Raw genomic sequence first — 6,683 nt, 5'->3', positions numbered from 1 at the left:
CCGCTGTCCGACGTAATGACGATCGGCACGTACGTGCCGAGCGCTGTCGTCGTCATCTCCAACTCGTTCGCACACGGCGGTTCGACCGTCTACCACAAGCGTTTCGGGATTCGAGTCAACGACTGGCGGATCCTCAATGCGCTCGCCATCACCCCGGGCCGTAACGCCAAGCAGCTCACCGAGACCCTGCGGCTCGACAAGGCGGTCGTCTCGCGCTGCGTCGCCGAGCTCACCCGGCTCGGGCTCATCGGCAGTGAGCCGGAAGGCGTCGCGCGCAGGCTCTACCTCACCGAACGCGGCGGCGCCGTCCATCAGGGCGTCTTGCCGCTCTCCCGCCAACGGGAGCGCGTGCTGACCGCGGGCTTCAGCGAGGCAGAGCGGGCACAGCTTCTCTCCTTGTTGATGCGTATGGTTGACAACCTGGAGGATCTCAAGGAGGTCGATGCGGCGCTCGCCACCGGAGCGCCCGCCGGCGAGTGATCCATCGCCGGGCTGCCGGCGCCGCGGCGACCAGCCGGGACCTGAGGTCGCCTGGCTCATCGGTGAGCCGCGTCGACGTCTGTGTCACACCACCGGGATCGTCAGCACGAACTCGCCAGCCGGATGCTTCGCGGAACCCGGAACGTAGTACGCCTCTCCGCCATGGGCGCGTGCGAGTTCGCGCACGATGAACAGCCCCAGGCCGGTGCCGCCGTCGCTGCGGCCGGTTGCGAACCGTTCGAACAATCGCGGCCGCACGGCTGCGTTCACGCCCGGCCCGGCGTCGGCCACAGTGACCCGGGCCACCCCGTCGGCGGTTGAGGCGGAAATGTGTACTGGCGGCGCACCGTGCCACAGGGCGTTGCCGATGAGATTGCTGAGCGCCTGAACGAGACGGTCGGCGTCGGCGAGCACGTGGATGTCCGTGGCCGCGTCTACGACGATCTCCGCATCGGGGTGCGTTACGTGGTGCGCGTTCGCGGCCGTGGACAGCACTGGGGCAAGCGGTGTCCGGCTCTTCTGGAGCTGGAGTGAGTGGTTGTCGATCGTGGCCGCGGTGAGCATGTCGGAGGTGAGCCGTTGCATGCGGTTGGCGCTGTTCTCGATGGTGGCCAGGAGAGTGGAACGTTCGGTGTGGTCGAGCTCGTCCCAGCGCGTAGCGAGTGTCTTCGCGGAGCCGCGGATGATCGAGAGCGGCGTACGCAGCTCGTGTGACGTGACGGCGAGGAGCCGGGACTGATCCTCGGCCTGCTGCCGGAGCAGGGCATTGAGCTCCTGCGGCGAGTCGTCGGTACCGGCCGATGTCGGCCGGTCTTGCTCGCCTCGAAGGTGAACATCTCTCAGTCCGGTCTGGTCCCGGGTCACCTTCGTGAACCCGATGTGCTCTCCGCGCGCGTTGTACACGGCCGTGATCACCACGTATGCCCAGAATCGCGTCCCGTCCTTGCGGTAGCGCCAGCCCTCTTCCGAGTACTGACCATCACGGATCGCCATCTCCAGCTCGTGCTCAGGGTGCCGGCTTTGTTGCTGCTCAGGACTGTAGAAGGCGCGGAAGTGGTGTCCGATGATCTCGGCGGCACGGTAGCCCTTGATCCGTTCCGCCCCGACGTTCCAACTGATGACGATCCCATCCGGCGAGAGCATGAAGATGGCGTACTCACGTACCGCCTCGACCAGCAGCCGGAAGCGTTCTTCACTGCCGCGTAACTCGTTCTCGGCGGCACGCTGCTCCGTGAAGTCCTGCACTTGCAGGAACAGGTACAACGGTTGTCCGCTGGAATCCCGCACAGACGAGATCGTCGCTCGGACCGTGCGCGGGTCGTCCGGATCGCCCGCCGTGTGTTCGATGTGCGCGAGCTCGGCGGACCCTTCGATCACCTCGGCCAGGGTAGCGTCGAACTGATCGCCTCGACCCGAGGTGAGGCGGCCGTAGTCCACGCCGACGAGGTCGCCCGGCCTGCATAGCATGAGCTTCGCCAGTGCCGGGTTCGCACGGACGATGCTGCCGGTGAGAGTCATGGTCGCCATCCCGATGGCGGACTCGTCGAACACCTCACGAAAGCGCTCCAGATGCTCGTCCAGCACGTCGCGCGAGTCCTCGGCGGGATGGCGCTGCCGGTGCCCGGCCACCTTGGACGTGATCAGGCTGAGGCTCGGTCTGATCCGCTGCGGCGGAACCGCCCCGGAGTCGCCGGGAGGCAGCATGGTGACCAGCTGCTGTGTGACCTGTTCGAGCGGCGTGGACTTCTCGATGAACCCGGCGGCGCCGAGCTCGACGGCGCGCTGAGCGATGTCTCGCTCCTCGAAGCCACTGTAGAAGACGACGCGCGTCTGTGGAGCGACGGTGAGGATGGCAGGCAAGGCCTCGAGGCCGTCCATCGTCGGCATCGACATGTCCAGCAACATCATCGAGGGCCGGTGACGGTAGCCGAGGCTGATGGCCTCGGCGCCGTCGCTTCCCTCCCCGACGACGGTGAACAGCCGCGAAAGCTTCAGATGAGTGGTGATCAGCGACCGCACATCGGGGGAGTCCTCGACGACGACGATTGTCGGCCTACTATGTCCCATCCCGACCATGGTTTACCACGATCGCACGCCGGCGCGATACCGTCAGCGCCGATAGCCTCCTGGTCCGGACATTCCGACGGCTACGTGCCCGGGCGTTGCGAGCTCTCCCTGACGAGTAGCTCCCACGGCGCGATGATCGTGGAGGGCTCGGTCGCCTCGCCCGCGATCCGTTGGGTCAGGCTGTCCAACGCGGCGGTGGCGATCCATCGCTTGTCCGGGCTGATCGTGGAGAGCGTGGGTGTGCTGAAACGACCGTCGTCGATGTCGTCGAAACCGATGATCGCCAGTTGGCCGGGTACCGCAATGCCAAGCTCGTGGGCAGTGCGCAGGGCTCCCAGTGCAAGGAGGTCGCTGAAACAGAACAACCCGTCGGGTGGGTCGTCGAGTTTCCAAGCGGCATGCATGGCTGCGGCGCCTTCGTCGCGGGTGAAACGGTCGGCCGGTATCACCAGATCGGGATCGAACGGCATGCCCGCCTCCGCCAATGCCGCTCGATACCCGTCGAGCCTGGTGACGGCGGTGCTGTGGGAGACCGTGGGATGCACGCCCAGCGCGGCGACCCGCCGGCAGCCTTGCCCTATGAGGTGCGCCGTGGCTGCCTGAGCGGCGGCGCTGTTGTCGATGCGGACGTGGTCGAACTTGGGGTGGTCGTCTTCGCCGAGAAAGACGACCGCATGCGACGTCGGGATCTCGTGGAACTGCTCGTCGCTGAGGCCGAGCGGACTGACGATCAGGCCGTCGAACAGCGCGGTGCGGTCGGCGCGCAACACGAGGTCGCGCTCCCGTTCTGGGTCGCCGTTCGTCTGGTCGATCATGACGGTGAAGCCGCGGCGGGTGCCTTCCTCGACCATGGCCCTGGTCAGCTCCGCGAAATATGGGTTGTCCAACTCGGGCAGGACGAGAGCGACCAGGTTGGAGCGGCCCTGTTTCAGGCTGCGGGCCAGCAGGTTGGGACGGTAGCCGAGCTCGTCCAGGGCGGCTTGCACCCGCACGCGCAGCTCTTCGGAGACAGCTGCATAGCCGTTGACGACGTTGGACACGGTTCTGATGGAGACTCCGGCCGCCGCGGCGACATCGCGGAGCGTGGGTGGCACGGCAGTCCTCCTGGCTATGGAGCGGTCGAAGTTGAACGGAATCAATACTAACTCTCACGCGTCCACCTCTTGCATCGATGCAAGAGTTGGTACAGACTGCTTCGTCAACGAGCGGATGCAACGATGCAGAGAAGGTATCCGTGCCATCGTCGTCGAGCGACCAGAGAGGCCGCCCATGCCAGAGACCGCCATCCCGCGAGCGGAGTATCCACGTCCCCAGTTCCAGCGGCCGGAGTGGCTCTGTCTCAACGGCACCTGGGAGTTCGAGATCGACCAGGGGGATTCCGGACTCGAGCGCGGACTGTTGAACACGACGCTGAGCTCGGCGATCACCGTGCCGTTCGCACCCGAGTCGGAGCTCTCGGGAATCGGGACCGACGACTTCCTCACGGCAGTCTGGTATCGCCGCCAGGTCACCGTCCCGGCCGAGTGGGCGGGTCAGCGGGTGGTCCTGCACTTCCAGGCGGTCGACTACGACACGACGGTCTGGGTCGACGGCACTGAGGTCGGCCGTCACCGGGGAGGGTTCACCCCGTTCTCGGTGGACATCACCGACACCTGTGCGCCGGGCAGCACAGCCGTCGTCACCGTGCGGGCACGGGACAGTGCCACGGGGCCGCAGGCGAGGGGAAAGCAGTCGCAGCGGTACCGGCCGCACGGAGCCGTATACCGCAGGACTACGGGGATCTGGCAGACGGTCTGGCTCGAGCCGGTCCCCGACACCCACCTGCAGCGGCCCCGGATCACGCCGGACGCGGTCGAGGGTGTCTTCCATGTCCAGGCTCCGATATCGGCCGGCCGGCCGGGTTTGCGGCTGCGGTACACGGTCTCCGACGACGCCGGAGAGGTCGTCGCCGGTGACGTCCGTGCCGGCGCCGGGCTTGCCGTCCAGGCCCGCATCGACATCCCCGCGGACCGCATCCGCCTGTGGTCCCCGCAGGACCCGCACCTGTACGGCATCCGGTTCGAGCTGGTCGGCCAGGACGGCGACGTCGTGGATCGGGTCGACTCGTACGCCGGCCTGCGCTCGGTGTCCATGCACGGCAACGCGATCCTTCTGAACGGGAAGCGCGTCTTCCAGCGCCTCGTGCTCGATCAGGGCTTCTACCCCGACGGGGTGATGACCGCCCCATCCGACGGCGACCTCGTCCGGGACATCGAGATCTCGCTGTCCGCCGGGTTCAACGGCGCCAGGCTGCACCAGAAGGTCTTCGAAGAGCGGTTCCTCTACCACGCGGATCGGATGGGCTACCTCGTGTGGGGCGAGTTCGCCGACTGGGGATGCAACGTGGGCGGGAAGGATGGTGATCAGCGCCCGGACATGTCGTATGTCAGCCAATGGCTCGAAGCGCTCGAGCGCGACTACTCACATCCCGCGGTGATCGGCTGGTGCCCGCTGAACGAGACATATCAGGAACTCGGCGACGAGATCACCCTGCTCGACGACGCGACGCGGGCGCTCTTCCTGGCCACGAAGGCGTACGACACGTCACGGCCGGTCCTGGACACGTCGGGCTATTCCCACCGCGTGGCCGGGACCGACGTCTACGACTCGCACAGCTACGAGCAAGACCCAGCCGCCTTCCGGGCACAGATGGCGGGTCTGGACCGAGGGGAGGCGTACACCAACACCGGTCCCGACGGCCGGGTCTGGTCCCTGCCGTATGCGGGCCAGCCGTACTTCTGCAGTGAGTTCGGTGGGATCTGGTGGAGTCCAGACGACGTGCCGGGACCGGACTCCTGGGGCTATGGGCTCCCGCCGGGCAGTGAGGACGAGTGGGTCGAGCGGTTCGCCGGACTCGTCTCAGCACTGCTCGACGACGGCAACATGTTCGGCTACTGCTTCACCCAGCTGACCGACGTGTACCAGGAACGCAACGGGCTCTACACCTTCGAGCGCAAGCCGAAGTTCGACATCGAACGGCTCCGCCAGGTGCAGACCCGGGTGGCCGCGTTCGAGAAGTCCGGAGAGTATCCCGGCTGACCCCTGTCGGGAGCGCCGGTTCGCCGGCGCCGCTCGTGATGCCGCCTGAGGCGCTCTCGATGTGATCTTGCAACGATGCAACAACGATGGCAACGACGCGATCGGATGGTGATCAGATGTCACACCACAGTTCCGGAGGGTCGCTGACTCGCCGAAACCTGCTGCGGATCGGCGGCGCTGCGACCGCGGCGGCATTGGCGGGAGGCTGCGGCGGCACGGTGTTCGGCGCAGGCGACCAGGTGCGCTATTGGAACCTCTTCACCGGCGGTGACGGTGAGCGCATGCAGGAGATGGAATCGAACTACCAGTCCCGCCGGCCCGATATCGACTTCGAGGCCGTGACCCTGACCTGGGGTGCTCCGTACTACACCAAGCTTGCGATGGCGGCCGCGGGAGGCAGGGCACCCGAAGTCGGCGCCCTGCACCTCACCCGTCTCACCAGCATGGCTCCTGGCCGCCTGCTCGATCCGTTCGATGAGAGCCGGCTCGCCGAGGCGGGAATCGACCCCGGCGACTTCCCGGAGCACCTGGTGGAGCGGGCTACTGTCGACGGCCGGCTGTACGCGGTACCGCTCGACGTCCACGGCCTGGTCCTCTACGTCAACCGCGACGCCGTCGCACCCACCGGACTGCTGGACTCGTCCGGCCAGCTGGTCCAGCTGCGCGATCGGGACGACTTCCTCGAAGCGCTGGACGAGATCCACGCGGCGACCGGCGAGCTCGCACTGGCGACGGGGAATGACCCGTCGTCGGTCTGGCGCAACTTCTGGACCTTCTACCGCCAGCTCGGTGGTGACATCCAGCTGCCGGTCGGGGACCGGGTCCAGTACGACCGGGACGCCATGGTCGAGGTCATGGAGTACTTTCTCCAAATCTTCGACGGCGAGCGAGCGTCGGCCACGCTCAACTACGACGGCAGCCGCGCCGCCTTCAGTAACGGCCTGGCCGGGCTGCAGCTCAACGGCAGCTGGGAGATGCCGGCGTACAACGAGGCGATGGAATCCGGCAGCCTCGACTTCACCATGCTGCCGGTCCCCGCCATCCTCGGTTCCGAACCG

At 66.8% G+C, this 6,683-nt stretch carries 5 protein-coding genes; 3 read left to right on the top strand and 2 right to left on the bottom strand.

Features of this window, described 5'->3' with window-relative positions; genetic code table 11:
- The coding region (locus ELR45_RS05710) for a MarR family winged helix-turn-helix transcriptional regulator (RefSeq protein WP_205856086.1) at positions 1-480 on the top strand (480 nt) is incomplete at its 5' end.
- 84 nt (positions 481-564) lie between these two features.
- Here ELR45_RS05710 and ELR45_RS05705 read toward each other — a convergent pair.
- The gene (locus ELR45_RS05705; RefSeq protein WP_205856085.1) at positions 565-2,547 is read right to left on the bottom strand and encodes a PAS domain S-box protein; all 1,983 of its coding nucleotides are present in this window, start codon (positions 2,545-2,547) and stop codon (positions 565-567) included.
- A gap of 80 nt (positions 2,548-2,627) precedes the next feature.
- Positions 2,628-3,641: a LacI family DNA-binding transcriptional regulator gene (locus ELR45_RS05700; protein WP_129664124.1), complete on the bottom strand. Its 1,014-nt coding sequence runs from the start codon at positions 3,639-3,641 to the stop codon at positions 2,628-2,630.
- 175 nt (positions 3,642-3,816) lie between these two features.
- On the opposite strand from ELR45_RS05700, the gene ELR45_RS05695 reads away from it, so the two are divergent.
- Positions 3,817-5,625, top strand: coding sequence for a glycoside hydrolase family 2 protein (locus tag ELR45_RS05695; RefSeq protein ID WP_129664122.1), 1,809 nt, complete (start codon positions 3,817-3,819; stop codon positions 5,623-5,625).
- A 116-nt stretch (positions 5,626-5,741) separates the two neighbouring features.
- Positions 5,742-6,683: ABC transporter substrate-binding protein (locus ELR45_RS05690; RefSeq protein ID WP_165367508.1), on the top strand; the 942-nt coding region annotated here is incomplete at its 3' end.

The organism is Phytoactinopolyspora endophytica, from assembly GCF_004138495.1.
Lineage (GTDB): Bacteria > Actinomycetota > Actinomycetes > Jiangellales > Jiangellaceae > Phytoactinopolyspora > Phytoactinopolyspora endophytica.
This window is presented reverse-complemented; position numbering and strand designations above follow the sequence as displayed.

Bases quoted from the DNA above. Each gene is read 5' to 3' on its own strand.
- ELR45_RS05705 (WP_205856085.1), bottom strand. From the start codon at position 2,547: ATGGGACATAGTAGGCCGACAATCGTCGTCGTCGAGGACTCCCCCGAT.
- ELR45_RS05695 (WP_129664122.1), top strand. From the start codon at position 3,817: ATGCCAGAGACCGCCATCCCGCGAGCGGAGTATCCACGTCCCCAGTTC.